Annotated in this window: 26 protein-coding genes; 10 read left to right on the forward strand and 16 right to left on the reverse strand. The window is 70.5% G+C overall.

The features are described from left to right. Window positions 1–13: 13 nt before the first annotated feature. The 10 genes from ACFOSH_RS06215 to ACFOSH_RS06260 all read right to left on the reverse strand — a co-directional run bounded on the left by ACFOSH_RS06215 (window position 14) and on the right by ACFOSH_RS06260 (window position 6948). Window positions 14–1579 carry an alpha/beta hydrolase gene (locus tag ACFOSH_RS06215; protein ID WP_378237716.1) on the reverse strand — a complete coding sequence of 522 codons (1566 nt, stop codon included), beginning with the start codon at window positions 1577–1579 and terminating at the stop codon, window positions 14–16. 71 nt (window positions 1580–1650) lie between these two features. Beyond that, on the reverse strand, window positions 1651–2730 hold the full coding sequence (locus tag ACFOSH_RS06220; RefSeq protein ID WP_378237717.1) for an ATP-dependent DNA ligase: 1080 nt from the start codon (window positions 2728–2730) through the stop codon (window positions 1651–1653). 28 nt (window positions 2731–2758) lie between these two features. Further along, the gene (locus ACFOSH_RS06225; protein WP_378237718.1) at window positions 2759–3346 is read right to left on the reverse strand and encodes an alkaline shock response membrane anchor protein AmaP; all 588 of its coding nucleotides are present in this window, start codon (window positions 3344–3346) and stop codon (window positions 2759–2761) included. Next, window positions 3343–3879, reverse strand: a complete 537-nt coding sequence (locus ACFOSH_RS06230; protein ID WP_378237719.1) for a DUF6286 domain-containing protein — start codon at window positions 3877–3879, stop codon at window positions 3343–3345. The genes ACFOSH_RS06225 and ACFOSH_RS06230 overlap by 4 nt, the downstream gene beginning before the upstream one ends. Before the next feature lie 14 nt (window positions 3880–3893). Continuing rightward, window positions 3894–4250 (reverse strand): Asp23/Gls24 family envelope stress response protein, encoded by a 357-nt coding sequence (locus ACFOSH_RS06235; protein ID WP_378237720.1) that lies wholly within the window; start codon window positions 4248–4250, stop codon window positions 3894–3896. Then, window positions 4247–4423 (reverse strand): hypothetical protein, encoded by a 177-nt coding sequence (locus tag ACFOSH_RS06240; RefSeq protein ID WP_005157087.1) that lies wholly within the window; start codon window positions 4421–4423, stop codon window positions 4247–4249. The genes ACFOSH_RS06235 and ACFOSH_RS06240 overlap by 4 nt, the downstream gene beginning before the upstream one ends. After that, on the reverse strand, window positions 4423–4872 hold the full coding sequence (locus ACFOSH_RS06245; RefSeq protein WP_378237722.1) for an Asp23/Gls24 family envelope stress response protein: 450 nt from the start codon (window positions 4870–4872) through the stop codon (window positions 4423–4425). Before ACFOSH_RS06245 ends, ACFOSH_RS06240 begins: the two co-directional genes overlap by 1 nt. Before the next feature lie 350 nt (window positions 4873–5222). Further along, window positions 5223–5648, reverse strand: a complete 426-nt coding sequence (locus tag ACFOSH_RS06250) for a hypothetical protein (RefSeq protein WP_378237723.1) — start codon at window positions 5646–5648, stop codon at window positions 5223–5225. Further along, complete coding sequence (locus ACFOSH_RS06255) at window positions 5648–6205, reverse strand: RNA polymerase sigma factor (RefSeq protein WP_378237724.1); 558 nt, start codon at window positions 6203–6205, stop codon at window positions 5648–5650. Before ACFOSH_RS06255 ends, ACFOSH_RS06250 begins: the two co-directional genes overlap by 1 nt. Further along, window positions 6202–6948 carry a pyrimidine reductase family protein gene (locus tag ACFOSH_RS06260; protein WP_378237725.1) on the reverse strand — a complete coding sequence of 249 codons (747 nt, stop codon included), beginning with the start codon at window positions 6946–6948 and terminating at the stop codon, window positions 6202–6204. The genes ACFOSH_RS06255 and ACFOSH_RS06260 overlap by 4 nt, the downstream gene beginning before the upstream one ends. A gap of 98 nt (window positions 6949–7046) precedes the next feature. On the opposite strand from ACFOSH_RS06260, the gene zapE reads away from it, so the two are divergent. Beyond that, window positions 7047–8081, forward strand: coding sequence for a cell division protein ZapE (zapE, locus tag ACFOSH_RS06265; protein WP_378237726.1), 1035 nt, complete (start codon window positions 7047–7049; stop codon window positions 8079–8081). On the opposite strand, the gene ACFOSH_RS06270 is transcribed toward zapE, so the two are convergent. The 3 genes from ACFOSH_RS06270 to rocD are packed head-to-tail and all read right to left on the reverse strand — an operon-like array spanning window position 8035 to window position 11271. Next, a complete protein-coding gene (locus ACFOSH_RS06270; protein ID WP_378237727.1) occupies window positions 8035–8643 on the reverse strand; it encodes a phosphatase PAP2 family protein in 609 nt (202 codons plus the stop codon). The genes zapE and ACFOSH_RS06270 overlap by 47 nt on opposite strands. 32 nt (window positions 8644–8675) lie before the next feature. After that, window positions 8676–10037, reverse strand: coding sequence for a DUF2252 domain-containing protein (locus ACFOSH_RS06275; RefSeq protein WP_378237728.1), 1362 nt, complete (start codon window positions 10035–10037; stop codon window positions 8676–8678). A gap of 31 nt (window positions 10038–10068) precedes the next feature. After that, entirely contained in the window at window positions 10069–11271 is a 1203-nt protein-coding gene (rocD, locus tag ACFOSH_RS06280; RefSeq protein ID WP_378237729.1) for an ornithine--oxo-acid transaminase, read from the reverse strand. A 157-nt stretch (window positions 11272–11428) separates the two neighbouring features. Here rocD and ACFOSH_RS06285 point away from each other — a divergent pair, with 157 nt between their 5' ends. The 3 genes from ACFOSH_RS06285 to ACFOSH_RS06295 are packed head-to-tail and all read left to right on the forward strand — an operon-like array spanning window position 11429 to window position 15365. Continuing rightward, a complete protein-coding gene (locus ACFOSH_RS06285) occupies window positions 11429–12283 on the forward strand; it encodes a PPK2 family polyphosphate kinase (RefSeq protein WP_378237730.1) in 855 nt (284 codons plus the stop codon). A 20-nt stretch (window positions 12284–12303) separates the two neighbouring features. Further along, window positions 12304–14418, forward strand: coding sequence for a S9 family peptidase (locus ACFOSH_RS06290; protein WP_378237731.1), 2115 nt, complete (start codon window positions 12304–12306; stop codon window positions 14416–14418). After that, window positions 14415–15365 carry an LLM class F420-dependent oxidoreductase gene (locus ACFOSH_RS06295; protein WP_378237732.1) on the forward strand — a complete coding sequence of 317 codons (951 nt, stop codon included), beginning with the start codon at window positions 14415–14417 and terminating at the stop codon, window positions 15363–15365. The genes ACFOSH_RS06290 and ACFOSH_RS06295 overlap by 4 nt, the downstream gene beginning before the upstream one ends. Window positions 15366–15603: 238 nt before the next feature. Here ACFOSH_RS06295 and ACFOSH_RS06300 read toward each other — a convergent pair whose 3' ends face one another. After that, window positions 15604–16689, reverse strand: a complete 1086-nt coding sequence (locus ACFOSH_RS06300) for an NAD(P)/FAD-dependent oxidoreductase (protein WP_378237733.1) — start codon at window positions 16687–16689, stop codon at window positions 15604–15606. 86 nt (window positions 16690–16775) lie between these two features. Between ACFOSH_RS06300 and ACFOSH_RS06305 the strand changes: the two genes are divergently transcribed. Then, window positions 16776–17201, forward strand: coding sequence for a MarR family winged helix-turn-helix transcriptional regulator (locus ACFOSH_RS06305; RefSeq protein WP_378237735.1), 426 nt, complete (start codon window positions 16776–16778; stop codon window positions 17199–17201). A 1-nt stretch (window position 17202) separates the two neighbouring features. Here the strand turns inward: ACFOSH_RS06305 and crcB (ACFOSH_RS06310) are convergent, their stop codons facing one another. Next, entirely contained in the window at window positions 17203–17577 is a 375-nt protein-coding gene (gene crcB / locus ACFOSH_RS06310) for a fluoride efflux transporter CrcB (RefSeq protein ID WP_378237736.1), read from the reverse strand. Then, the gene (gene crcB, locus ACFOSH_RS06315; protein WP_378237737.1) at window positions 17574–17984 is read right to left on the reverse strand and encodes a fluoride efflux transporter CrcB; all 411 of its coding nucleotides are present in this window, start codon (window positions 17982–17984) and stop codon (window positions 17574–17576) included. Before crcB (ACFOSH_RS06315) ends, crcB (ACFOSH_RS06310) begins: the two co-directional genes overlap by 4 nt. A 171-nt stretch (window positions 17985–18155) precedes the next feature. Between crcB (ACFOSH_RS06315) and ACFOSH_RS06320 the strand changes: the two genes are divergently transcribed. The 5 genes from ACFOSH_RS06320 to merB all read left to right on the forward strand — a co-directional run bounded on the left by ACFOSH_RS06320 (window position 18156) and on the right by merB (window position 23376). Then, window positions 18156–18287 carry a hypothetical protein gene (locus ACFOSH_RS06320; RefSeq protein ID WP_005157133.1) on the forward strand — a complete coding sequence of 44 codons (132 nt, stop codon included), beginning with the start codon at window positions 18156–18158 and terminating at the stop codon, window positions 18285–18287. Then, window positions 18288–19469, forward strand: coding sequence for a cupin domain-containing protein (locus tag ACFOSH_RS06325; RefSeq protein ID WP_378237738.1), 1182 nt, complete (start codon window positions 18288–18290; stop codon window positions 19467–19469). 85 nt (window positions 19470–19554) lie between these two features. Further along, on the forward strand, window positions 19555–20517 hold the full coding sequence (locus tag ACFOSH_RS06330) for a sucrase ferredoxin (RefSeq protein ID WP_378237739.1): 963 nt from the start codon (window positions 19555–19557) through the stop codon (window positions 20515–20517). 71 nt (window positions 20518–20588) lie between these two features. Further along, window positions 20589–22496, forward strand: a complete 1908-nt coding sequence (locus ACFOSH_RS06335; protein ID WP_378237741.1) for an intein-containing Rv2578c family radical SAM protein — start codon at window positions 20589–20591, stop codon at window positions 22494–22496. A 298-nt stretch (window positions 22497–22794) separates the two neighbouring features. Next, on the forward strand, window positions 22795–23376 hold the full coding sequence (gene merB, locus ACFOSH_RS06340; protein ID WP_378237742.1) for an organomercurial lyase: 582 nt from the start codon (window positions 22795–22797) through the stop codon (window positions 23374–23376). Window positions 23377–23385: the final 9 nt, after the last annotated feature.

The following is a 23385-nucleotide window of genomic DNA, read 5'->3' on the forward strand; positions in this document are numbered from 1 at the left end:
ACACGGCGAGTGATCAAGCCGGGCAGAGGGTCCCGTCGACGGGGATCTTCCCGTCGATCAGGAAGGCCCGTGTCGCGTCGGCGACGCAGGGGGAGAGGCTCAGCGCGCCGTGCCCGGCACCCTGCCAGGTGATCGCCACCGCGCTCGGCATCTGGTCGGCGGCCCGGCCGGTGCCCTGTTCCGGCGTGACCGGGTCGGTCGCGGTGCCCGCGACGAGGATCGGCGGGGCACCGGGGGCGCCGGCGGGCGGGAGCGGTTCGCGGCGCACGGGCCACGGGCTGCACCACGCCAGCTGCTGGGCGGCGAACACCCCGAACTGCGGATACTTGTCGCGCAGGGTCGTGGTCACGCGGGTGAGTTCTTCGGCCGAGAGCCGGGTCGCGCTGTCGTTGCACTTGGTCGCGAGCGTGCCGTCCAGTCGCGACGGCCGTGCTCGCGAGTCTTTCAGCACCGGTTCGGCGAAAGCGGCCAGCGGTGTGACGTCGCCGGTCTGCGCGACCTTGAGCGCTTCGGCGAGTTCCACCCAGCGTGAGCGCTGTGCGAGGCCGGAGTAGACGGCGTACAGCGCGATCCCCGGCGTGATCTCCGCGCCGTCGGTGGTCGTCGCGGAGGCGGAGCGGAGCCTGTCGGCGACGGCTGTCACGGCCGAACGGGCGTCGCCGATCGGGCAGCCCCTGGCGATGCAGTCGGCGCCGAAAGCGTCGAGGGTGGCCTGCGCGCTCGCGGCGACGGACTCCTGCACGGCGGCGGCGTCGGGCGCGGGGTCGGGCAGGCCGTCGAGCATGACCCGGCCGACCTGCGCCGGGAACCGCACGGCGTATTCGGCGAGGACCTTCGAACCGTCACCGCGCCCCAGCGCGTGCAGTTTGTCCAGCCCCAGCTGCTTCCGGAGTTCTTCGAGATCGCCCGCGGCCCGCCAGCTGTCCATCGCGACCTGCGAGTCGTCCAGTTCGATGGCGCACTGCTGACCCGCCTTGCGCGCCGCGTCGACGACGCTTTCGAGATCGCCGCCCGCCGGGTCGCCGCCGAGCAGGTCGGTGCGGATCTCCGCCGGGACGCACTGCACCGGCGCGGACGACCCGGTCCCGCGCCGGTCCACGCCGATCAGCGAGAACTTCTGCAGGAACTCGGGCGGCAGCGTCGCGGCCAGCCGCGCGGCGTACAGCGAGCCCGGCTCACCGTCGACGTCGTTGACCACGACGAGCGGGATCGGCCCGCCCCCGGTCTTGACCACCGACAGCCGCGAGAGCCCGCGGCCGGGCAGGTCCGGCGCGTCGAGCGTCGTGGGCACCCTGGCGCAGGAGAACTTCAGCGTGTCCGGCACGGACGGCCGGCCCAGCCGCTGCCGGGTCGCCTCGTCGCAGTCCTCCCATTTGATCGACGGCGACTGCGGTTCGGTGAGCGGCGGCAGCGGTACCTGCTGCGCCGTCGTCGACGAGCCGGGATCGGGCTTGCCGTCGTTGTCGATCACCGCCGGTCGTACCGACGGTCCGGCGGTGCAGCCCGCGAGCACGGCCGTGACCACGGTCGTCATCAGGATCAGCCGTGGCCTGCGGCGGACGGTGCTGGCGGGGCGCACGGGCTGGTCCTCACTTTCCGGGCATGACAAAAGCTCGTGGTGAGCTTCGCAGGTGACGTGTCAGGCCCCGGTTAGCGGGTGCGTTTCACCTCGCCGCGGAACACCGCGTCCAGGTCGTAGCGGGCGACCTCGTCGAGCTGGGCGTAGGTGCAGGAGTCCGGCTCGCGGTCGGGACGCCAGCGCTTGAACTGCGCGGTGTGGCGGAACCGCGACGGATATCCGCCCTCGGTGTGCTCGTAGCCGACCTCGACCACCTTTTCCAGCTTCAGCGGCACCCACGGGGCTTCCTTGGACTTCCACCGGGTGATGCCGCCGGGGATCCGCTGCTTCTCCCGCACGTTGTCGCCCAGCCAGGGGTGGTCGGCTCCGTCGGTGATCAGCGGTGCCAGCTCCTCGGCCAGTTCACGCCGCCGGGTGACCGGGAACGATCCGACGACGCCGGGGTGGTGCAGCACGCCGTCCTCGTCGTAGAGCCCGAGCAGGAACGAGCCGACCATCTCGCCCTCCTCACCGTCGACATGCCAGCGCAGTCCCGCGAGCACGCAGTCGGCGGTGCGCGAGTGCTTGTACTTCAGCAGCACGCGTTTGCCGGGGGTGTACGGCTCGTCGAGCGGTTTGCCGATCACGCCGTCGAGCCCCGCGCCCTCGAACAGCTCGAACCAGTGCCGCGCGATCGCCGGGTCCGAGGTGGCCGGGGTCAGGTGGATGCCGTCCGAGGCCAGCTTCTCCAGCCGCTCCCGACGGCTCGACGTCGGCTCGTCCAGATAGGACTCGTCGCCGAGCGCCAGCAGGTCGAACGCCACGAACTCCGCCGGGGTCTGCTCCGCCAGAAGCTTGATCCGGCTTTCGGCGGGGTGGATCCGGTCGGTGAGCGCGTCGAAGTCCAGTTTCCCGTCCCGGCCGACCACCAGCTCGCCGTCGAGCACGATCCGCTCGGGCAGCGTCGCCTTCAGTCGCTCGACGACCTCGGGGAAGTACCGGTTGAGCGGCTTTTCCGACCGCGACTGCAGGGTCAGCTCGTCACCGTCGCGGAACACCAGGCAGCGGTACCCGTCCCACTTCGGCTCGAACAACAGCCCGCCGGAGTCGGGGATCGCCTTCGCCGGTTTGGCGAGCATCGGTTTGACCGGCGGCGTCAAGGGAAGCGACATGACGGCCATTCTTGCCTCATCGGCGCTGTCAGCGCACCCGTTGCGGTGCTGCCGTGTCGAGTTCGATCCGGACGGCGGTGGGCAGCACACTCACCCCGAGCGATTCCCGCGCGCGGGCCAGCACGGTGAGATCGAGCTGTTCCCAGACCCGTTTCAGGTCGGTGCCCTCGCCCAGCCAGAGCGTGACCCGCAGCGCCGGGTTCTCACTGTCGCCGACCGCGCGGACCCTGGCACGCCCGACGCCGTCGATCGTCTCGGCGTCGAGGCGGACGGCTTCGGAGATGGCCGAGGAGGTCACCACGAGGTCGTCGTCGAGTTCGAGGTCCGGGCGGCCTTCCGGGCGCAGCGACCGGAAGAACCACCACAGGCCGAGCCACAGCAGGAGGACACCGAGCACGATCGCGCCTATCCGGGAGGCGAGCGCGTTCGCGGCGAGCCAGTCGAGCGCGATCGGGTCCATGAGCGCACGTCCGGCGCGGTACGTGCCGAGCCAGCCCGCGCCGACCACGATCACCGCGGCCCCGCCGAGTACCGCGAGGAGTCCGATGAGGACGGTCAGGGTGCGTTCCGTGCCGGTGGACCGGCCGAGTGCCTTGGCGGAGACCGAACGGGTCATCGGCGGTCCTTCGGGGAGTCGACGACGACGGACACCTTCGGCCGCCGCACCAGGGGGACGTCGTCGAGCAGGCCGGACACCGTCTCCAGCAGCCGCGGCCGCAGCTCGCCTTCGGTTTCCAGCCTGCTCGTCGCGCGGACACGGATCTTCTTGGCGGTGGCTGTGACCTTCGCGCCCGCGACGTTGTCCTGCGCGCGCACGGTCACCCCGACCAGCCTCGCCAGCGAACGCGGCGACGTGGTCACGCTGACCTCGTTCGCCGGATCGGTCAGCCGGATGGCGCGCCGCCCGGCCGAGGCCGACGCCAGGATCAGCAGCAGCCCCACGACCGCGACGGCGATCGCGAGGTACCGGACCTCGTCGGACTTCCAGGACAGCTCCGCGAGCCTGTCGCGCCAGTCGTCCCAGGGGAGGAACAGCGGCCCCCGCCCCGGCCGCCACCAGCCCCAGCCGACCTCCAACGCCAGCAGGACGCCGGCGGCGGCCAGCGCCAGCCCGATCAGGGCGGACAGCAGGCGGACGAACAAACGCATGCCAGTTGCTCCTTCTAGCGGACGCGGGGCGCGAGGTCGGGCAGGAGCGCGGAAACCGTCACCGAGATGTCCCGGACCTGGTACGAGGTGATCCGCTCGACCTCTTCGGTGACCCGGGTGCGCAGATCGCCGACGATCCGCCGCACCGGTGCCGGGTAGTGCAAAGCCACGTCGAGCACGAGGTCGACGTCGTTGCCCTCACCGCCGACCTTCGCGCTCGCGCCGTGTGTCCCCAGCCCGAGTCCGGCGATCCGGCGCTCGGCGCGCGTGGTCCCGTCGACCTGGTCCGCGGCGTGCTGCGCGATCTTGCGGACCACGGACGGTGCGATGGTGAGGGTGCCGCGGTCCTCCGGTTCGGGCGGGAGGGTCATTTGTCGCGGCCCCGGCCGAACAGGTCGCCGAGGTCGAGTTCGCCGTCGAGCACGCGGCCGAGGACGAGGCCGATGACGCCGACGGCCAGCGTCACCAGGAACGCGGTGAAGCCCTGGGTCGCGGCGAGGCCGAGGATGAGGCCGGCGAGCAGGCCGGTCTGGGTCCCGTTCATCACTCGACCCGCGAGGACTCGGTCTCGCCGCCGTTTTCGTCGGGCAGGTGGATGTCGTTGACCGCGATGTTGACCTCGATCACCTCGAGGCCGGTGATCTGCTCGACCTGGCCGATCACGTTGCGGCGCACCGCGCGCGCCACGTCGACGATGCGCGCGCCGTACTCGACGACGACGTCGAGGTCGATCGCCGCCTGCTTCTCGCCGACCTCGACCGAGACACCGGACGTGGTGACCGTGCCGGAACCGGGGATGCGCTCGCGGATCGCGCCGAAGGCCCGCGAGACCCCGCCGCCCAGCGCGTGGATCCCGGTGACCTCACGGGTGGCGAGACCCGCCACCTTCTGCACCACCACCGACGAGATCGTGGTCTTGCCGGCGGCTCCTTCCTCGTTGAGCGACGACCCCGCGACCGGGGTGTCGGGCTTGCTCGCGCTCGGCTGTGCCATGAAGTTCGCTCCTTCTCGCACCTGTGCCGCGCGACCTGCGCGCGCGGCGGTCCCTACGCTCTCACCGACCAGGACACGCGCGCATGCCGAGTCGTCACGCGATGTCCCCCGGATGGGGTAATCAATTCCGGGTTCATCTCGATGAGGCGAGGCGGGGGTGGTCGTGAGTGGCGATCTGACGCTGGACGGGTTTTGAATCCGTTGCCTCAGGACCAGGTCCGTGAAGGCCTCCTTGCCTACCCTGAAGGTAGCGAAGGAGGCCTTCGCTACCTTGGTGATCGTCACGTTCGCATCAGGTGCATCAGCCGCCGCATTCGGGGCGAAAGTAGCGATCGCGACCGGACCGGGGCTCAGTCGGGATGCACGTCGACGACGTGGACGTTGATCGCCGGCGGGGCCGACCCGAGCTGTCCCGCCAACGCCACGCTGACCCGGTGGCGCACCAGCTCCGCGGCCGCCGCTTCGACGCCGAACCGGATCGTCACCAGCACCTGGAGCACGTCGTCTTCGAGGGCGACGGCCGAGACGTGGACCCCGCCGAGCTCGCGGCCGATTTCGGCGACGAGCTTCCTGGTCATGAGTACCAGCGCCCGTTCCGACACCTGGGTCTTCCCGCCTGCCGAGGGCAGGTCGAGCGGGGCCGTGGTGTGCCGCCCGCGGACGCCGCCGACCGAGCGGAGCACGCGTTCGACGAGCCCGGGCGGCGTCGGCACCGGACGGCTCGCGGCGGCGCGCACCTGCTCCCACCGGGGGTCGTCGCGCGGATCCTCGCTCATCACCGTTCCCCGGGTCGGAAGTTGTCGCCGAGTTTCGCCAGCAGCGCCACCCTCGCGCGGTGCAGGCGGGCGCGTAAAGCGGGCACGCTGACCTCCAGCACCTCGGCCACCTCGTCGTAGGTCAACCCTTCGAATTCTCGCAGAATCAGCGGGATCCGCTGGCCGACGTCGAGTTCCGAGATCGCGCGCAGCACCGTGCCGACCTGTTCGGCGCTCACCACGTGCCCCTCCGGACCAGGCACGACACCCGCGTCGCCCTCGTCGAGCGGCACGGTCGGTTTCCGGCGCCGGACCTGGCCGAGCGCGCCGTTCGTCGTCACCCGGTAGAGCCAGGTGGACACCGCGGACTCGAACCGGAACCCGGGCAGCGCGCGCCACGCGGAAAGCCAGGCCTCCTGGACGACGTCCTCGGCTTCCGACGCGCTCCCGGTGATCCGCAGCGCCACGCGGTACATCCTGGCCGTGTGCCGCCGCACCAAGGTGTCGAAGGCACCGTGGTCCCCGGCGGCGGCCCGGGCCGCCAGCTCCTCGTCCGGAACCGGCGCGGGCTCGTTCACCCGCCCTCCCGGCGGCGGTAGCGCAGCATGGTGAAGCCGTCTTCGAAGAGCACGGACGCGAGGTCCATCCGCCGGGGTTCCGGGGACGGGCGGCCGTGGGCGATCCGGCGTTCGCCCGCGCCCGCCAGCAGCGGGGCGACGGTCAGGCACAGCTGGTCGACGAGGTCGGCCGCGATCAGGTCGGCGAACAGCGCGGGTCCGCCCTCACAGTCGACGCGGCGCAGCCCGCGCTCACCCAGCAGTTCGAGCGCCCGGTGGAGGTCGACGTCGTCGGTCCCCGCGACGAGCACCTCGGCCCCCGCGCGCTCCAGCGCGGCCCGCGGCGCCGTCTCGGTGGTGATGACGATCGGCGGGACCTTGGTGTCGGTGAACAACGGGCCCGCGGGGTCGAGTTCACCGGAACGGGTCACCACCGCGATCGGCGGGACCTCCGACAGCCCGAGCGAGATCCGGCGGGCGGCGCGTCCGGGAGTGATCCGCGCGCCGCGGTAGCCCTCGGCTCGGGCGGTACCGGCGCCGACCAGGATCACGTCGGAAAGCAGCCGTCCCGTAAGGAAGATCCGCTTGTCGGCGGGGTGCGAAAGCCCTTCGGACAGCTCGTCGACCGCCACGGCGCCGTCGGCGGAGCTGACGAAGTTGACCTGGACCCAGGCGCGGGTCAGGTTTTCGGGATACCCATAGAGCCGTTCGAGGTCGGCATCGGAGACGGGATCCGCCGGTGTCGTTGGCCACAAAAGCTGCACACGACCATCCCAGCATGGGCCCGGCGGCACCGCTGAGCGGGGGATACGCCCGGTCAGGGAGGGTGAACGGGCGACGCCGGTGCCGTTACTCTCGGCGCATGCCCGCCCGCCTGATCGATCGCCGTCCGGAGCTGTCCGCCGACGAGCTGATCACCGCGCTCGTCCCGCCGCCCCGGTTCGACGCGGTCCGGTTCTCCACCTACGTGCCCAACCCGGACGAGCCCAGCCAGGCCGAGGCCGTCGTCGGCTGTGGCGCGTTCGCGAAGCGCGTGGCGGAAGCCGCGAACCGGAAGCCGAAGTCGAAGCTGCGCGCGCTGTTCATCGGCGGGGACGAGGCACCGTCCGGGCCGAGCGGGCTCTACCTCGACGGCGGTTTCGGCGTCGGCAAGACGCACCTGCTCGCCTCGACGTGGCACGAGACGCCGTCCCCCAAGGCGTACGGGACGTTCGTGGAGCTGACCCACCTCGTCGGCGCCCTGGGATTCGCCGAGGCGGTCCGGCGGCTTTCCGAACACCGGTTCCTGGCGATCGACGAGTTCGAACTCGACGACCCCGGCGACACCATGCTCGTCACCCGCCTGCTGCAAGAGCTCATCTCGGCCGGGGTCTTCGTGGCGGCGACCTCCAACACGCTGCCGGACAAACTCGGCGAGGGCCGGTTCGCCGCCGCGGACTTCCTGCGCGAGATCCAGTCGCTGTCCGCCAAGTTCGGCGTCTGCCGGGTCGACGGCCCGGACTACCGTCACCGCGGCCTGCCGGACGCGCCGCCGCCCGCGAGCCTCCAGGAGCTGGAAGCCTCCGCCGCCGCGCATCCCGAGTCCACTGTGGACGATTTCGACGCGTTGTGCGACCACCTCGGCGGGCTGCACCCTTCGCGCTACGGCAGGCTTCTCGACGGCGTGACCCGGGTGCACCTGCGCGACATCCACCCGGTCCCCGACCAGAACGTCGGGCTGCGGATGGTCGCCTTCGCCGACCGGCTCTACGACCGCGCTATCCCGCTGGTGGTCTCGGGCGATCCGGTGCCGCTGCTGTTCACCGAGGAGATGGTGAACGGCGGCTACCGCAAGAAGTACCTGCGCGCTGTCAGCCGTCTGACGGCACTGGCGCGCGACGCCGTGCTGCCCAGCTGAGCAGCTCCCACGTCGCGCACACGGTCGCGATGGCGAACAGCGTGCCGCCCACGACGTCGGTCAGGTAGTGGTAGCCGAGGCCGATCATGCCGATCGTGACCCCGGCGAGCACCACCGCGCCCACGACCGAGATGACGGCCGTCGCGACCCCGGGTCGGGCCAGCAGGACGAGCACGGTCAGCACCGCGACCAGCGCGACGGTATGCCCGCTGGGGTAGGCGAGGTAGGTGTTCTTCCAGCGGTCGAAGAGCGGTTTGAGCACCCAGGTGTTCGCGAAGATCGCGACGAGCGGGCCCGCGACGGTCAGGGCCGCTTCGGGCTTGCGCCGTGCCGCCAGGCAGAGGGCGACGGTCACCGCCGCGACCGGGATGAGGACGTAGGCCTCGGTCGGCAGCACGAGCAGCCGCAGAAGGCCGGTGTCGGAGCCGAAGGCGCGCTCCACCCACTTGACGGCGAGCTCGTCGGGGCCGGAAACGCTCGTGCCCGACACCAGCATCCCGAGTACGGCCATGATCACCGCGCAAGTCACCGCGACCAGGCCGTACGGCGCTCTTCCGCTCATCCGGCGAGATTACGTGATCACCGACGGGGGCGTCAGAGGGCGGCGAAGGCTTCGTGGTCCGCTTCGGTCTGATCCGCGTACCGCACCGCGTACGCCCCGATCGCCTCGTCGAGGTCTTCGTCGTCCTCGAAGTACCCCGCGAGCATCCGCGGATGCAGCGACCGCGCGTGCGCCCGCGCCAGCAACGCGCCCGCCAAGCGGCCGTAGTCGTCGAGGTGGTCCTTCTTCAGCTCCGCCGGGTCGATGTCGCCCTTGAGGTTGCGGAACTGCCGCACGATGTAGGGCAATCCGTCGATGGTCGTCCAGCCGAGCAGGATGTCGGTCTCGGCCTGCACGAGCCGCGCGCCTTCGACGATCCGGCGGCCTTCGTGCTCCGGCGCGGCCAGGCCGAGGAACGGCGCGAGCGCCGACGGATTGGCCTGTTTCACCTGCAGCACAAGGTCTTCGCCGCTGTTTCCGTGCAGCAGCGCGACATAGCTCCGGAGCCCGACACTTCCGGTGCCGACCACCCGGAAGGCCACGTCGGAAACCCGGTACCGCGAGATCAGCGTCCGCCGCGACTCGCGCAGGGTGTCCACATAGGACACCAGTCCGGTGACGACGGCTTCGGCCGTCGCGTCGTCGACGTGGGTGAGCACCGGCGGGTCTTCGACGAACCGGTGCCGTTCGAGGCCGGTCTCGCGGTCGTCGATCCGCCTGGTCCACTTCGCGGTGACCTTGGCGCTGGTGTTCTTCCGCGCCTTCTCGGCCGCTTCCTCGAAGTCGTCGATCAGGTCGTGCGCGCGGACCTTGCTCAGCACCGACGCGTCCGGCAGCGCGTTCCACGACCGCAGGAACGGCAGTTCCGCGAGCCCCCGGATGGTGCGCCGGTAGGACTTCGCCGCGTCTTCGGCGGCCTCCCGGCAGCCCGATTCGCCGATGCCGCCCTCGCGCCCGGCCAGCACGAGACTCGCGGCGAGCCGTTTGAGGTCCCACTCCCACGGGCCCGGCACGGATTCGTCGAAGTCGTTGATGTCCATGACGATCCGGCCCTCGGGCGTGCCGTACAGCCCGAAATTCGCGGCGTGCGCGTCCCCGCACAGCTGGGTCGTCAGCCCGGACACCGGGGAGCCCGCCAGATCGGCGGCCATCAGCCCGGCGGCCCCGCGGTAGAAGGTGAACGGCGACGCGAGCATGCGCTCGCGCCGCAGTTCCACCAGCTCCGGCAGGCGGCCCTCGTTGGTCCGCGCGAAGAACTCCGCCACGCTTGGACGGCCGTCGCCCGCCGCGGCGTGATCGTGCGCGGACGACGGCACCTTGTCCCGCAGTGCCTTGCCTTTCGCGAACCAGTCCTCCGGCGTCACCGTTTCGGTGCCGACCAGCGGCCGTTCCACCCACTCCCGCGCGTCTCCCATGGACAGCCAACGTACCGGCCGCCCGAAAGGTTCACCGGGTCTTGACGACCTCCGTGATCGCGTCGATACCCCGGTCGAGTTCCTCACGGGTGATCACCAGCGGCGGCGCGATCCGCAGCGTGCGGTCGTGCGTCTCCTTGCACAGCACGCCGCGTTCGGCCAGCGCGGTGGACGCCTCCCGGCCGGTCGGCCCGCCGGGCGCGATGTCGATCCCCGCCCAGAGCCCGCGGCCGCGGACCTCGGCCAGCCCGTTCCCGACCAGTTCGCCGAGCCGCGAGTGTAGGTGGGCGCCCAGCTCCCGCGAGCGCTCCTGGAACTCGCCGGTCTTGAGCAGCCCGACCACGGCCCGGCCGATCGCGCAGGCGACCGGGTTCCCGCCGAAGGTGGAGCCGTGTTCACCCGGTCGCAGCACGCCGAGCACGTCCTGGCTGCCGACGACGGCCGAGACCGGCATGATCCCGCCGCCGAGCGCTTTGCCCAGGGTGTAGACGTCGGCGCGGACGCCTTCGTGGTCGAGCGCGAGGACGGTGCCGGTGCGGGCGAGACCGGACTGGATCTCGTCGGCGATCAGCAGGACGTTGTGCTCATCGCACAGCCGGCGCGCCTCGGCGAAGTAGCCGGCGGGCGGCACGATCACGCCCGCCTCGCCCTGCACCGGCTCCAGCAGGATCGCGGCGGTGCGTTCGGTGATGGCGTCGCGCAGCGCTTCGGCGTCGCCGTACTTGACCGTGACGAAGCCCGGGGTGAACGGCCCGAAGTCGGCGCGCGCGGTCTCGTCGGTGGAGAAGGACACGATGGTCGTCGTGCGGCCGTGGAAGTTCGAGCCGGCGACGATGATCTCGGCCGTCCCGTCGGGAACGCCCTTGACCTGGTACGCCCACTTCCTGGCGATCTTCACCGCGGACTCGACGGCTTCCGCGCCCGAGTTCATCGGAAGGGTCATCTCGGTACCGGTCAGCTCGGCGAGCTCCCGGCAGAACAGCCCGAGCTGGTCGTGGTGGAAGGCGCGCGAGGTCAGCGTCACCCGGCCGAACTGCTCGACCGCGGCGGCGATCAGCCCGGGGTGGCGGTGCCCGAAGTTCAGCGCCGAGTAGCCGGAGAGGAAGTCGAGGTAGGTCTTGCCCTCCACGTCGGTGACCGAAGCGGCCTCGGCGGTGGCGATCACCACGGGCAGCGGGTGGTAGTTGTGCGTGCTCCACTGCTCGTCGAGCGCGATGAAGTCGGCGGTCGTCATGCGTTCAGGTTAGATGCCCCAGTGGTGGACTTCATCCGGGAAACGTTGCTTTGACCCGTTGTTCGTTGCGTATCGACTCCATTGGGTGGCGATATCGTGCAGACGAGTACTTGATCACCGTCAGGCGCGGAAGGCGGACCGCGGTTATCGTCGCCGGATGGCGAAAAAGGACACCGTGTCCGTCCGGGACGCGCTGAGGATCGGCAAGGGAACCGAACGGCCCGATCCGGGCAAGTTCCCGATCGGGCCGCAGAAGAAGCCCAAGGCGCTGGAAGACCTCGCCGATGCCGGGGCCAAGCTCGCGAAGCTGCAGGAGGCCCTCTACGCGGAGGGCGTCGGCGGGGGCAACCGCAGCCTCCTGCTGGTCCTGCAGGGGATGGACACCTCCGGCAAGGGCGGCACGGTGGGGCACGTCCTCGGCCTGGTCAACCCGATGGGTGTGCGGTACGCGGGGTTCAAGAAGCCGACCGCCGCCGAGGCACGCCACCACTATCTTTGGCGGATCCGCAAACAGCTCCCCGTGCCGGGGCAGGTCGGCGTCTTCGACCGCTCCCACTACGAGGACATCCTGGTCCCGCGGGTGCAGAAACTCGTGCCCGCCGCCGAGTGGCGCAAGCGCTACGCCGAGATCAACGAGTTCGAGAAGGAGCTGACCGAGGCGGGCACGACGATCGTGAAGGTCTTCCTCGACATCTCGCCGGAGGAGCAGCTGAAGCGGCTCAAGGCGAGATTGGAGACCCCGGCGAAGTGGTGGAAGTACAACCCCGCCGACCTCGAAGCGCGTGCCCAGTGGGGCGACTACCAGAAGGCCTACGCCGACATCTTCGCCAAGACCTCGACGGCGGACGCGCCCTGGTACTCGGTCCCCGCCGACCACAAGTGGTACCGCAACTGGCTGGTCGCGCGGATCCTGATCGAGACGATCGAGGAGATGGACCCGAAGTTCCCCCAGCCCGACTTCGATCCCGAGGCGGAGCTGAAGAAGCTGGAAGGCGTTGGCGTCCCGGGTTGATCGTCTGAGAGAGTTCGGACGTGACCGACACCAGCTTCGAAGACCTCCCGTTCCTCCGTCGTCAGGCCCGTACCCAGCGCTTCACCCTCGGCGCGCCGAAAGAGTTCAAGGTCGCCCCGGACGGTGCCCGGGTGCTGTTCCTGCGGTCCGAGTCCGGTACGGATCCGCGGCACAGCCTGTGGTCGCTCGACGTCGCGTCGGGCGAGGAGACGAAGCTGGTCGACGCGGCCGAACTGCTGCCCGGTGAAGAGGACCTGCCGCCCGAGGAGCGTGCCCGCCGCGAGCGCAGCCGGGAGACCGGCGGCGGCGTGGTCGGCTACGCGGTCGACGACGCCTTCACCGTCGCCGCGTTCTCGCTCTCGGGCAAGCTCCACACCCTCGACCTGGTCACCGGCGAGGTGTCCGTGCTGGTCGAGGGGTCGGTCGTCGACCCGCGGCCCAGCCCGGACGGGTCCCGGGTCGCCTACGTCCGCGACCGGCGGCTGCGGGTGATCGACCGGGCCACCGGCGCGGACAGCGTTCTCGTCGAGGAAGACGGCGAAGACATCGCCTGGGGGCTCGCGGAGTTCATCGCGGCCGAGGAGATGGGCCGCACGCGGGGCTACTGGTGGGCCCCGGACGGGCAGAGCCTGCTGGCCGAGCGCTCCGACCGGGCGAACGTGCCGCGCTGGACGATCGCCGACCCGGCCAACCCGCAGTCGGCGGCCAACGTCGTCGCGTACCCGGCGGCGGGGTCGACGAACGCGGACGTGACGCTGGCGATCCTCGGCCTCGACGGCTCGCGCGTCGACGTCGCGAAGACCGACTGGGAGTACCTGGCCGCGGTGCACTGGTCGGCGGCGGGCAAGCCGCTGCTGTCCGTGCAGTCGCGCGACCAGCGCACACTGGAGATCCAGGCGGTCGATCCGGCGACCGGTGCGATCGAGGTGCTGCACACCGAGACCGACGAGCACTGGGTCGAACTCGCCGCGGGTGTCCCGGCGTGGACCGCCGGCGGCCGTCTGGTGCGCGAAAGCGCCGCCGACGGCGACCATCGGCTGGTCGTCGACGGGATCGCGGTCACCCCGCCCGGACTGCAGGTGCGGTCGATCCTGCACGTCGGCGACGAGGTGCTGTTCAGTGCTTCGGAAGCCGACCCGACGCAGATCCACGTCTTCCGCACCGAAGGCGGCGAGCTCCGTCGTCTGTCCACTGAGGACGGTGTGCACGTCGGCTCCGGGAACGCTTCGCTGACCGTGCTTTCCTCGTGGAGCCTGGACCGCAGCGGCCCGGTGGTGACCGTCGTCTCCGGCGAGAAGCCGGTGGCCCGCATCGGTTCCCGCACCGTGGATCCCGAAGTCGTGCCGAACCTGACCTGGCTGACGCTGGGGGAGCGGGGCCTGCGCGCCGCGCTGGTCCTGCCGACAGGCTACGAGGAGAGCGAAGGCAAGCTTCCGGTGCTGCTCGACCCGTACGGCGGCCCGCACGCCCAGCGTGTCCTGCAGACCCGCAACGCCTTCCTGACCCCGCAGTGGCTGGCGGACCAGGGTTTCGCGGTGCTGGTCGCCGACGGGCGCGGGACGCCCGGCCGGGGTTCGGCGTGGGAGAAGGAGATCGCGGGCAAGCTCGCCGACGTCACCCTCGCCGACCAGGTCGACGCCCTGCACACGGCGGCCGCGCTGCGTCCGGAACTGGACCTGGACCGGGTCGCGATCCGCGGCTGGTCCTACGGCGGGTACCTGTCCGCGCTGGCCGTGCTGCGCCGCCCCGACGTCTTCCACGCCGGTGTCGCGGGCGCCCCGGTGACCGACTGGTCCTTGTACGACACGCACTACACCGAGCGCTACCTCGGGCTTCCGCAGAAGGACACGGCCGCGTACGAGCACAACTCGCTGATCGCCGGCGCCGGTGACCTCTCGCGGGCGCTGCTGATCGTCCACGGACTGGCCGACGACAACGTTTTCGTCGCCCACTCGTTGCGCCTTTCGTCGGCACTGCTGGCCAAGGGACGTCCGCACGTGTTCCTGCCGCTGGCCGGCGCGACGCATATGACGCCGCAAGCCGAAGAGGTCGCGGAGAACCTGATGCGCACGCAGGTGGACTGGATCGTGCGCGAGCTTTCCGGTGACGCGGCCAAGAGCGAGGAGAACGCATGAAACGGTGGGGCATCACCATTCCGCTGACCGGGGTGCCGCTCGCGGCGCACAAGGAGATGGTGCAGGAGCTGCCGGATCTCGGCTACACCGACGCGTGGTCGGCCGAGACGGCGGGCAACGACGCCTTCACCCCGCTGGTGCTGGCCTCGCAATGGGCGCCGCAGTTGAGGCTGGGCACCGCGATCGTGCCGGTGTACACCCGCGGCCCCGGTCTGCTGGCGATGAGCGCGGCCACGGTGGCGGAACTGGCGCCCGGCCGGTTCGTGCTCGGTATCGGCGCGTCGTCGCCGGTGATCGTGAAGAACTGGAACGCCGCCGAGTTCGAAGCCCCGTTCGCGCGCTCCCGGGACACCCTGCGGTTCCTGCGGTCGGCGCTGGCGGGGGAGAAGGTCACCGAGACCTACGAGTCCTTCTCCGTCAGCAAGTTCCGGCTGGAACGGCCCGCCGACCCGCCGCCGTCGATCATGCTCGCCGCGCTGCGGCCGGGGATGCTGCGGCTGGCCGCGAAGGAGGCCGACGGCGCCATCACCAACTGGCTCGCCGCCTCCGACGTGCCGAAGGTGCGCGCGGAGATCGGGCCGGACGCCGAACTGGCCGCGCGGATCTTCGTCTGCCCCACCGAGGACAAGGCCGCCGCGCGCGGACTCGGCCGGATGCTCATCTCGAGCTACCTGACCGTGCCGGTGTACGCGGCGTTCCACGACTGGCTCGGCCGCGGCGAGGCGCTCGCGCCGATGCACGAGGCGTGGGCCGCGGGCGACCGGCAGAAGGCGAACCAGGTCATCCCGGACGAGGTCGTCGACGACCTGATCGTCCACGGAAGCCTCGATTCCTGTCGCGAGCAGGTGCGGTCCTATGTGGACAACGGGCTGACGACGCCGATCATCGCGCTGCTGCCGACGGGTGAGGATCCTTTCGCGCACGTGCGGGGTCTCGCTCCGCGGTAGCCCTCTCGTGCGTGGTGGCGTTTCGGGTTAGAGCCAACAGTGTCTCAGGTACCCACAGTCTGGCGGTTTCGCGTGATTGGAGGGGCAACACGCGTGACTGGGTGGGCGACTCGCGGTGAGACCCCGGCCGCGCGGTGTGGCCCGTCCAATCACGCGTGTCGCCCACCCAGTCACGCGAAGTACCGACTCGGCCGAACTGGTCGTGAGTGGCGGTTCGGGTTAGAGCACGAAACGCCACTCACGAGCCCTGTACGCCCCCGAACAGCTCCTCGTACCGCGACACCATCATGTGCGACCCCTTGATCTCCGCGGTCGTCGCCGCGTCCAGGATCCCCACCTCCTCGGCGTAGGTCGCGCCCCCGGACGGCCCGAGCGGCAGCGAGATCATCGGCCCGCCCGGGGTGTGGGTCCGCAGGTCGCCGCCCTCGATCAGCGCCCGGATGTTGGCGACCACGACCTCCGCGTGGTCACCGGCCACCTTCGCCAGTTTCCCCTCCGGCAGCGCGGTGATGTCGCCGAGCGCGAACACCCGCGGCTGTCCCGGTAGCCGCAGGTCGGCGGTCACCTCCACCTGACCGTTCGGCTGCCGCGCGGAGGCGAGGGAGCCGTCGAGGTACGCGGTGTGCGGCGCGCCGCCGTAGCACTGGAACCACAGGTCGGCGGTCACCTCGCCGCCGCCGGTGAGACCCGAGGTGAACGTCTTCGTCTGTCCCGGTTCCGAGGCCGGCGGCTCGGTCAGCGAAGTGCCGAGCAGGAGTTCGACGCCCAGTTCGCCGAGCTGGCGCCGGATCTCCTCGCGAAACTCGTCCGGGAAGCCGTCCAGGATCTCCTTCGCCGGGTCGACGATCGTCACGGCCTTCTCCGGCCACACCGCCTTGATCTCGCCCGCCAGTTCGAGGCCGACAGGGCCCGCGCCGAGCAGCAGCACCTTCCCCGCTCCCGCGAGTTCTTCCCGGGTGGCGCGGATCTTCGCCTTCGCCGAAGCGCTGTCCTGGAAGTCGATCTTCGCCGGGAACGGGTACGCCGAGCCTGTCGCCAGGACGACGTAATCCGGCGTGAGCCGTTCGCCCGACGCGAGCGTGACGCCGTCCTGGTCCACGCTCACTGCGCGATCGCGCAGCACCCGCCCCCGCTCGAGAAGCCGGGCGTACGGGTAGAACAGCCGATCCGTCCACTCGGGATCGACGAGGCCGCGCAACGCGGCGACGTGGTGGACGAAGTCCTCGCGCGGTTCGACGAGGACGACGTCGGTGAACGAGTCCAGTTCCTTGGCGACGGTCGTGCCGCCGTATCCCCCGCCGATGACGGCCACGGTCGTGCTCATGAGTTCCCCTAGTTCGTAATACGTAATGTTGGTACTGCGAACTATAGTAGTTCGTACTCCGAACCATCGTCAAGTAGACTGAGGACATGACCACGGCCGAAGACCTCGGATTCGCGACCGCGCTGGTGCGGCTTTCGCATCTGGTGCAGCGGGCTTTCATCGACGTCGGCCGGTCCCACGACCTCACGCCGCAGCAGGCGCAGCTGCTCTGCGTGCTCGCGCAGGGGGAGACGGGCGTCGGGATGACCGAGCTCGGCAAGATGCTGAACCTGGAGAAATCCAGCGTCACCGGCCTGGTGGACCGGGTGCAGCGGCGTGCGCTCGTCGAGCGGGTCGCGGATTCCTGCGATCGGCGCGCCCTCAAGATCACGCTGACGGAAGAGGGGCTCCGGCTCGCGAAAGCCGCTCACGAAGGCGTCGTCGAGAAGCTGGAGGAGATGGCGGCCGGTCTTCCGGACGAGCAGCGCGAGGCGATCGCGGCGGCCGTGTGGCGGATGACGCCCGAAGACTGATTCAGTGCCAGACGGCGGCGGCGAGCAGGAGCCCGGCCGCCGCGGCGCCGATCCCGGCGACCATCGTGACGCCGACGTTCAGCACGGCGCGTGCCCGCGCCTTCTCGGTGAACAGGCGCAGCGTTTCGTACCCGAAGGTCGAGAACGTCGTGAGCCCGCCGCAGAACCCGACGGCCAGCAGTGAGCGGACACTGTCCGGTTCGCCGCCGTGCAGCGCCCAGCCGGTGAGCACCCCGAGGATCGCCGAGCCCGCGATGTTGACCGTCAGCGTGCCCCACGGGAAGGCGGCACCGCGCCACGCCCGCACCCGCAGATCGGTCACGAAGCGCAGGATCGCGCCGAGGCCGCCACCCAGTGCGACGAAAAGGGCGGTCATTTCGTCACCGCCCGGGTGATCTCGTGCCCGGCGTAGACCGCTACCAGCGCGGCCGCCACCGTGCCGAAGGCGTACCCCAACCCGGTGAACGGACGCCCGTTCGTCACGAGATCGAGTGTGTCCGTCGCATAGGTCGAGAACGTGGTGTAGCCGCCCAGGATCCCGACCCCGAGGAACGGCCGCAGCAGCCGGTGCGGGTCGGCCGTAGCGCCCAGCACGGCCATCAGGACACCGATCAGCAGGCAGCCGGAAACGTTGGTGGCGAAGGTCGAAAGCGCGAATTGGCCCCGGGAATGGGGGAGTGCGACCGACAGGCCGTAGCGGGCGAGGCTGCCCAGCGCGCCACCCGCACCGACGGCCGCGAGCACGTCCCATCGCGGTCGGGTGAAGGATGCCGCATCAGCCATGGATGGCAGCTTAGAACCGCTGTCCGGGTGAACTACCGCCACGGTGTCGAAGATCGCTCACCGGGCCGTTTTTCCCTGCTGGGCAGTGAATTTTCTCGAAACGTGTCGTACGCTTGGCGGCGCTCCAGGCCGATTTTCGGTCCGTCCGCTCGTCTGAGAAAAGGTGGCAGGATGGCACAGGAACAGTCAGGTACGCAGGCTCCCGACAGCGGTTTGCTGCTGGAGGTCGAGAAGATCCCGACCGCGGTGGATCGCGGGAAGGCCAACGGCGCGGCCGCCGACAACGACGGTAACGACGGCTGAGTGCCCGAAACGCCGACGCTGGCTGACCTCGTGGCTCCGCTCGGGGTCAGCCAGTTCTTCCAAGACGTCCAGGGCGAGACTTACCGCCGTTTCGAAGGCCGCGCGGGCCGGTTCGCCGACCTGCTGCCGTGGCCGGCGCTGAACGCGATCCTCCGGCAGCATCGCCTGGAGTTCCCGAGGCTGCGCCTGGCTCTCGACGGCACCCCGGTGCCCATGGAGAGCTACACCGATCTCGTCCCCACGCGCCGCAGTGGCACCGTCCCCCGCCTGCGGGCCGCTCCGTTCACCGAGCACCTCCGCGGCGGCGCGACGATGGTGCTCGACGCCATCCAGGAACTCAGCGACCCGATCGGCGATCTCGCCAGGGGCCTCGAACACGACCTCCGCGAGAGCGTCCAGGTCAACCTGTACGCGGGCTGGGGTGTGACCCACGGCTTCGACGTGCACTGGGACGACCACGACGCGTTCATCATCCAGGTCGCCGGCCGCAAACGCTGGCGGATGCACGGCCCGACCAGGCCCGCTCCGCTGCACCGCGACGTCGAGCAGCCCGAGCGGCCCGGCGAGCCGATCGACGACTTCGTCCTCGAAGACGGCGACGTCCTCTATGTCCCGCGCGGGCACTGGCACGACGTCACCGCGGTGGGGGAGATGTCGCTGCACCTCACGCTCGGGTTCAGCCCGGCCACCGGGATCGACCTGGTGTCCTGGCTCGCCGACAAGCTGCGGTCGAGTACCGCGTTCCGCCAGGACCTCCCGAGGTTCGGGACGGAGGAGGACCGCTCGGCCCGTGCCGCCGCCCTGCGCGCGGAACTGGAATCCGCGCTGACCGGCGACGTCGTCGACAGGTTCCTCGCCGAACGTGACTCGTCGGCTCCGGCGCATCCGCGGGTCGGGCTGCCCTGGGCGGCGACGCGCGGCCTGCTGCCGGACGGCGACGAGACCGAGGTCCGGTTCCTCGTCCCGCGGGCGGTGCTCGAAGAAGCCGACGACCGGGTGACCCTGCTCGCGGACGGTAAGCGGTTCGTTTTCGCGGGCGCGGCGGCCCCGCTGCTGAAGACGCTGCTCGACGGCACGCCGCAGGCGGTCAAGCGACTCGCCGAGCTGTCCGAACTCGATGGGGGGACCGTGCGGGCCTTCCTCGGTGAGCTCACCACGCAGGGGCTTCTCTCTATCGGCTGAATCTCACAGGGGAGGACAAGTGTGAAGGGAGCCTGGACGGGGTAAGCTAAGGCATGCCTAAGGTCAAGTCCGGAGGGGTCAGCCGATGACCGCTCAGCTCTCGGACACCTCCGCGTCTGATGGTTCGGCGCAGCCCGCCGCGTTGCCGGGCTGCGCGACCGTCGCGCGCATGCTGGGCGCGAGTCCCGCCGGCACCGCGGCCGACATGCGCTGCTGGCTGCTCATCGAGCAGCCGGGCCCCTGGCCCGCGGACGCGCTGGAGAACCTGCTCGACGAGGCCTTCCCCGCCGAGCGCCGCGAGCCGCTCGAGAACTTGAGACGGTCCCATGGGCTCCGTCCGCTGCTGATCCGCCGCCCCGGCAAGCACCAGCGAGACCCGGATCGCCCCCGCTCCGTGTACGTCGGCGGGGGCGAACCGGGCAACCGCTGGCTGGAACGCCTGGAGATCCACGACCTGAGCGAACTGGCCGAGCTGGACCTCGAAGCGGTCGCGGACGGTGTCGGCGGGCTCGGCACGCGAGTGGACGGACCGCTGTTCCTGGTCTGCACGCACGGCACCAAGGACATGTGCTGCGCGGTGCTCGGCCGTCCGCTGGCTTCGGCGCTCAACGCCAACCATCCGGGCCGCTCCTGGGAGGTCAGCCACGTCGGCGGCGACCGCTGGGCGGGAAACCTCCTCGTCGTCCCGGACGGCTTCCTGCACGGCCAGCTCAATCCGGCCGAGGCGGCGCTGGTCGCCAAGGCGGCCCTGCGCGGCCAGGTCGAGCCGGAGCGGCTTCGCGGCCGGACCTCCGCCCGGACGGCGTGGGCGCAGTTCGCGGAGATCGCGATCCGGCGGCAGCTCGATCTGTCCGGTTTGGACGACGTGCTCGCCGTCCAGGAGGAGCCGATGCTCGAATCCGACGCCCGGGTGGTCACCGTGCGCGGCGGCGAGGACTTCTACTCGGTGACGGTGCGCCGCCGGTCGGCGACACCGCGCGGGGACAGCCGCTGCGCGGGTCTCATCCAGCCTGCCGGGTATGTCACGGACGAGATCGAAAAGCTCTAGCTCGCCCCGAAGATCACCCGCGTTCGAACACCTGTTTGACACTTGTCTAGAACATGTGTTCGACTGGCCGGGTGCGATGGGAACGACAGCGGGCGGACGGCGGCGAGCCGGTGCTGCCCGGAATGGACGGGGTGCCGCGTTCGGTGCGCACCCCGGGGTTCGACGGCGTCACTTTTCACGAGGTGCACGCCAAATCGGTGCTGAACAAGGTGCCCGAGGGTTCGGGTGTCCCGTTCGGATGGACCGTGAACCCGTACCGCGGCTGCTCGCACGCGTGTACGTACTGCCTCGAAGGCGGGACGCCGGTCTTGATGGCCGACGGCCGGACGAAGGCACTGGTGGACCTGGCGCCCGGCGACACGATCTACGGGACGCGCGGCCGCGGCGCGGGCAGGCGCCTGGTGCCGACGGAGGTGCTGGCGCACTGGTCGACGCTGAAACCGGCCTACCGCGTGACCCTCGACGACGGAACGTCCATCGTGGCCAGTGGCGACCACCGGTTCCTGACCGGCCGCGGGTGGAAACACGTCACCGGCACCCGTTTCGGCGCGGCGCAGCGGCCGCATCTGGTCGGGGGCACCGAACTCGTCGGCGTCGGGAAGCTCGCCCGCACCCCGGACGACACTCTCGGCTACCGCGCCGGGTTCCTCTGCGGGATGTTGCGCTCCGGCGGGTTCTCGGCCGAGAAGGACGCCGCGGACCGCGCGCTCAAGTACCTGCCGGACTTCGGCGCGTCGGTCGGCTTCGTCCAGGTGCCGCCCTCGCCGGATTCCCACTGGCAGCGGGGATTCCTGGCCGGGTTGTTCGACCTCGCCGGGAGCTACCGGCACGGCGCGCTGCGCGTCACCCACGACGAGCAGGACATCGTCTCGACCTTCTGCGCCGCTCTCGACAACTTCGGCTTCCGCTACGTCAAAACCGAAAACGTCAAGTTTCGTCCGTTGTGGACGGTCCAGCTGCTCGGCGGGCCGTCGGAGGAGCTGCGGTTCTTCCATCTCGCGGACCCCGCCGTCGCCTGGAAAAGGTCGCTCGACGGGCTCGCCATCGGCCGGACCAGACGGAAGGTGTCGTCCATCGAAGCGCTCGGCATCGAGCTGCCGCTGTTCGACATCACCACCGGCACCGGCGACTTCATCGCCGACGGCATGGTCACGCACAACTGCTTCGCCCGGAACACCCACACGTACCTGGATTTCGACGCCGGACACGATTTCGACACGCAGGTGATCGTCAAGGTCAACGCGCCCGAGGTGCTGGCCGCGCAGCTGCGGCGGCCGAGCTGGACGCGCGAGCACGTCGCGATGGGCACGAACACCGACCCGTATCAGCGCGCCGAAGGCCGGTACGAGCTGATGCCGCGCATCATCACCGCGCTCGCGGATTCGGGCACACCGCTGTCCATCCTGACCAAGGGGACCGTGCTGGCCAGGGATCTGCCGCTGCTGGAGTCGGTGTCGAAGGACGTGCCCGCCGGGCTGGCGATCTCGCTCGCGCTGCTGGACGAGGACCTGCGACACCGCCTCGAACCGGGGACGCCGAGCCCGCGGGCCAGGCTCGACCTGATCCGCAAGGCGCGGGACGCCGGGCTCCCGTGTTCGGTGCTGGTCGCCCCGGTGCTGCCGTACCTGACCGACTCGGTGGCGGCGCTCGACGCCCTGTTCTCGCGGCTGGCCGAGGCCGGCGCCACGCGGGTCACCGTCATCCCGTTGCATTTGCGGCCGGGCGCGCGGGAATGGTTCGCCCGCTGGCTCGGCCGGGAACATCCGGAACTGGTGCCGAAATACCGCGAGCTGTACTCGCGCGGCGCCTATCTCCCGAAGTCCTATCGGGAGCGGCTGGGGGCCCGCGTCGGCCCGTTGTTGCGCCGTCACGGCTTCGGTTCCCGTGCCGATGACGGGGAGCGAACGCAGGTGACGATGCCCGTGCAACGGTCGGCGGAGGAGGCGGCCCCAGCGGCCGAACAGCTCAAGCTGCTGTGAGGAGCCGGTCCGGTGGGTCGTGAGTGGTAAGTGACGTTCTAACGCGACTTGCCACTCACGACCACCTTGACCTCTGGTGCCGTCGGGACGGCCGGAATCCAGTAGGCGCCGGAGTCACTTTTGCCTCATCCGACCAAAAGATCGTCTCTTTTCGTGCACCACGGAAAACGTCTTCCCGGTTCGCGGCGCGCACTGTGAATCTTCTTACCGCACAACGGATTCGGCCGTTCGGCGCAGTCACTTGGCGGAAATCCTTTTCATGCCTAATCTCGGAGTGACGAAGGCGAGGAGGTGCCTGTTGACCACCCGGACGGATCGCACCGCCGCTGTCCGCATCGCCTGGGCCGCGACCAAGCTGACCAGAGCGGGCAGACACCCCATCGCCATCGGCAGGCTCGCCGCCACCGTCGGCATGGACCCCGCCGAAGCCCACCGGCTGATGGACCTGATGGGGTTCGCCATCCGGGACGGCCTGGTCGTGATGGACCGCGGCTCACGGCCCGGCCCGGTCGGCAAGGCCGCCTCCGACCGGTACCAGATGGACCTGTTCCTGCTGGCTGTCGCCACCGGTGAACCCGTGCACGCCGACTCGTTCTGCCCGGCGACCGGTGCACGCGTCCGTGTCCACTTCACTCGCGACAGGGTTTTGAGCGTCGACCCGCCGCACGCCGTCGTCGCCGCGTCACGGCTGCCCGGCATCGATCTCACCCTCGGCCAGGACTACGTCGAGGCGCTGGTCTGCACGCAGTTCTTCGCGTCGAAGGAGGCGGCCGCGGGCTGGCTGCTGGAGAACATCGACGGCCGGGTCCTGTCGGTGCCCGATTACCTCGTGCACACGCGGCGGATGGCCGCGGCGCTGGAGGCCTGGCCGTCGATCTGAGCGGCGCCC

Source organism: Amycolatopsis speibonae, assembly GCF_042647925.1.
Lineage (GTDB): Bacteria > Actinomycetota > Actinomycetes > Mycobacteriales > Pseudonocardiaceae > Amycolatopsis > Amycolatopsis speibonae.